Below are 4,109 nucleotides of genomic sequence, written 5' to 3'. Positions count from 1 at the left end.
CTGCTAAAGGCCCACGCGAACCTGCAATCTCCACCCAGGGCTTAGACGGTTTTACCAGCGTCGTCGAGTGCGAGCCATCGCGCAGTTGCACACGCACAAGGATGTCTGTGATGGTGGCCTGAAGCCCCACGAACTCGATTTGCTTTCCGGCAAGCCCGTTTGCCCCTGCTTCGATCACCCGGCGTTCGACGAGAGAGTCAGTTAGCTCCTGCACCGTCGGCTCCGTGACATTGCGCACGTCATCAGGAAATTTTAGTGCGACAGGAAGGCGCATGCCTGACAAAATAGGGGTACGCCAGAGAACGCTATAGCGGCCAGGAGCTGTCTCGTTGATCTCAAGGAAGGCGGGGCGAGACTCGTGGGCCCATGCGCTAGGCGCCTGGGCGAACATGCCAAGCCACAGAGCGAAAAGCAGGAACCACTGGAGCCTAGTGGGGTACTGAAAAGACCGTTTTCGTACTTCGACAGGCTCAGCACGAACGGAAAATTGCCAATGACTACGACACCTGTCTCGTTCGCCCTGAGCAGTGAGCATGTCGAACTGTCGAAGAGTGAACGAGGTGTTTTTACGCAGACTGCAAAAACCTATCATCCAGACGTTCATGGTGCCTCCTTGGCTGTGGGCAGGTTCGTGCTCGGGACCTCTTTCGCAGTTGGTTTGGGAAGTACAACCTCATAGCGCATTCTCATCGCTTCAAACATCTTGCGCTTCGTCTCGGCGCGCTGTTCCTCTATCCATTTGGACTTGACATCCTGCACTACCTCCTCGAACTGTGGTACACGGCTTGGTGTAATCGAGTCAACCCAGACCAGGTGCCAGCCGTACCCAGACTCGATTGGGCCCTGCCACGAACCGGGCTTCAGTTGAAACATAGACTGGGCAAAGTTTGGACCAAACTCTTTAGCCAACTGCTCTGGCGTGCGATCACCGTAATAATCCTGAAACATGAAGGGATCGGCGAGAGCAGCCGCAGCCGTCGAGTCTTCGGGTTTGCCGACGAGTTTATTGAGCGTACGAAAAGCGTCGGCGCGTGCGTGCTCTCCTCGGCGGTCGGGAGAGAAGTAAAGGTGGCGGAACGTGGCGCGTGCGGGCAGCGCAAATCGCTTGGAGTTCTTCTCGAACCAGGCCCTGAGTTCTTCGGTCGTGGGCTCGCGCAGGTCTGACAAATCTTCGGCGAGGAAATCCATCTTCTGCGCCATGCGGCGCTTGACGATGGTATCCTCTTTGTCTAGGCCTAGCGCCAGCGCCTCACGGTAAAGAATCTCCTCGCGGACTCTACTGTTGATGAGCCCGGCCAGTTCCTCTGGAGTGGGGGGACGCTGCCATTGTGCAGTAAAGGCTATTTGCAGTTGGCGGAGGTCATCCTCGGTCAGCACGATTCGGTTGAGACTCCGTTCCTGACCGGGATTCAATACAGTGTAAACGGCGAATAGCAGCAGCCCGATCAGAAGAAAATGCACCAGCGGCTCGCGCAACCAGCGTTTCATTAATCTTTACCCTCCTATCTCGACGAAGTCGTCTTTTTTCGGTTCGATCATCACGGCTCACCGCAGAGGGCTCACCTCCGCCACTGCGGGAGTGATCTCGTAGTTGGCGTACCCGAATTCGTTGCTGCGCGCGCCCAGATACTTCGTGCCCACTTTGTATACGGTAATCTCGATTGGCGTGCCGACGAGCGACGTAACGATCTTCCCGTTGTTGATGTTATACGTCTGGGAGGTGCCGAGATAGCTAGCTCCGACCGGGTCGCCGGTCAAACTCTGCATCGCCATCTTTTTTCCCACGTACCGTACCTGGAGCTCGCCCTGGTTAGCGGGGAAGCGCTGGGTAACGTACCCGGGCTCGACGGGTGTGAGCGGCTTGGCTGCGGCGCCCTTGCCCAGGGCACCGTAGATGATCATGTACTTGTCGCCGGTCACCGTATTCTCCAGCCATGTCGACTTGTCCACGATCAGCGTTTTCAGCTGAGCGTCGTCGAGCGCTACCGCGCCCTTCTTCTTCAGGTCGGCCACCGTGATGCCCGGCTTGGCGTTCTTGCGCGCCTCGGCGCTTGGCGTGTACCAGAGGGGTGAGCTCCATGCGCGCTCCTGGATGGTGGCAGCCACGACGTCGGGTGGCGCGATACCCAGCTTCTTCGCCTGGATCGTCGTCCACCGCGGCGTCGGGATCTCCAGCACGCGGGCATAGTAGAAGGCATCAAGGCTCGGATCGAACTCCGGATCGGTCCACACCGTCTTCAGCTCGACGTCACCGATGGTGTTGGTGTATGTTGCATTCTCGACGTCCACCGTGCTGCCGATCGGCGGCACAACGCCAGTCCACTTGTCGGGCTTGCGGTCACCAGCCCAGACGACGTCGAAGACCTTCTCGAAGCTTTGGCCGCTCTTGCTCCAGCCCTTTACGATCTGGATCCGGTCGAGATTACCGGAGGTGGGATCCTTGACCGCCCATACGATAAATGTCGGGGCCTTGGCCTTGGCGGGCGGCAGGTCGCCACCCATGGGGACACCCTTCGCATAGCCGGTCTTGACCCAGTCCTTGTCCGCCAGAATGTCCGCGGTGTACTCCCACCCGCCGAACAGACGAACCTTGATGTGCGGGCCGGTTACGGCAAAGGTTTCCTTGCGCTTCATGGCCTCAAACAGCGACGCGCGCGTGTTCTCCTCGGCCCACACGCCGGTCATTCCGCCGGTGCCTTCGGTGCGCGCGTCAAACATACCGCCCACCAGAGTGCCTGACATGCGTGCCTCGATCGTCCCGTCCGCAATAGAATGACCGCCGAAGAAGTTGTCCTGGCGGTACGGGACAGCGGTGTTGTGCGAGTCCGACGCAGCCCCGAAACCGAACTTGTACGGGTTGAAGCCCTCGGTGTCCTGCATGGCGATGCCATCCTTCAGTGCCTGCCGGGCATAGCTGCCGACAATGTGCGGAATGCGTCCTGGCGGGTTGCCCAGCAGAACCGACATGATCTCGAAGCTGGCGAACTCATCATTGGGCGAGAGCAACGGGTGCGTCTCCGAGGTGCCCTTGAGCTGCTTGATTTCGATCAGCGGCTCGTTGCGCATGCGCGACGCGGCATAGGCGGCATCGATCGGGCGGCCGTTTGTGTCGACGTCGATCGGGAACATGCGACCGTCTGAGAGGTTGGCGTTGTGTGAAATGGCGAGCAGCTCGTTGCCGGTCTTGCGCTGTCTGTCCATCCAGTTCCAGAGATCCACGGGGTGGAAAGAGTCCAGAGCGCTGAAGGGCATCGGCGGCACCTTGGCGCAGTCCTTGAAGAAGATGTTGCGATGAAGATTCATGTTGTTCGGCATCGAGGTCCACTCGTAGGAGCAGAAAGCCGTGAACTCCCCCGGCTGGTTTGCCTGATCGGCGAGCTCGACGTTTTTCTTCCAGACTGTAGCGGCAATCTCGGGGGCCATGAGCGCCTTGACCGGCGGTCCGGCGGCTAGAGTGTTGATTGCATACAGGGCGACTCTCGTCATTTCTTCCTTCGTCTTGGCTTTCAGGATCAGGGGCTGCGCGGCAGGCAGCTTGCTGATCGGCGAGCTCGGATCGTTCGCCAACTGGACCACGCCGGCGTATTCGGAGTGATCGGTGACCCCTGCCCAGTCGAGCGGCGTGTCGATTTTGACTTCGAAGCCCAGCGGATGCTTGATCGGCTCGCCCTTGAAGTACTTGTAGGCGTCGCCGGGATTGGTGATGGTGTTCCCGATGCTGAACGCGTCGAGCGACCAGCTCGTGTGAACGTGCGTTTCGCCGAAGTAGGCGTTACGCTCAGGGTTTCTCTGCTGAGCAAATCCCGGCCCCGCCGTCAAGCTCAACAGTGCCGTTCCCAGCAATACAGCCATTACACCGCGTAGTTGAAAATACGTAAAACTTCCTTTTTTCATGTCAATCTCCTTTAGCCTCCCAGCCAAAACTGATCTGAGGTAATGAGAAGTCCTTAAGATTTTCTTTACACTCTCCATGTGTTACCTCCTTATGTAATTTTTTCTTTGATTAACACCTTCAAATTGAAACCTGCTATTTTAATCCCATTTTATGTATCAAAATTTTTATTCCCGTTATTTTAATAAGAGCACAATTTATAGTCAATCAATTTTCT

The 4,109-nt window shown here is 57.5% G+C and carries 3 protein-coding genes; all 3 read right to left on the bottom strand.

Annotated features, from left to right (window positions below; translation table 11 throughout):
• A partial coding sequence (locus tag VIH17_13920) for a hypothetical protein (GenBank protein ID HEY4684332.1) occupies positions 1 to 604 on the bottom strand: 604 nt, incomplete at its 3' end.
• Positions 601 to 1,488, bottom strand: a complete 888-nt coding sequence (locus VIH17_13915; GenBank protein HEY4684331.1) for a peptidylprolyl isomerase — start codon at positions 1,486 to 1,488, stop codon at positions 601 to 603. The genes VIH17_13915 and VIH17_13920, both read right to left, overlap by 4 nt.
• 57 nt (positions 1,489 to 1,545) lie before the next feature.
• Positions 1,546 to 3,894, bottom strand: a complete 2,349-nt coding sequence (locus VIH17_13910) for a DUF3604 domain-containing protein (protein HEY4684330.1) — start codon at positions 3,892 to 3,894, stop codon at positions 1,546 to 1,548.
• Positions 3,895 to 4,109 lie beyond the last annotated feature (215 nt).

It is taken from the genome of Candidatus Acidiferrales bacterium (genome assembly GCA_036514995.1).
Lineage (GTDB): Bacteria > Acidobacteriota > Terriglobia > Acidiferrales > DATBWB01 > DATBWB01.
This window is presented reverse-complemented; position numbering and strand designations above follow the sequence as displayed.

What these genes read in the sequence shown, in the direction of transcription:
- VIH17_13915 (HEY4684331.1), bottom strand. Translation starts at nt 1,488, where the DNA reads ATGAAACGCTGGTTGCGCGAGCCGCTGGTGCATTTTCTTCTGATCGGG.
- VIH17_13910 (HEY4684330.1), bottom strand. Translation starts at nt 3,894, where the DNA reads ATGAAAAAAGGAAGTTTTACGTATTTTCAACTACGCGGTGTAATGGCT.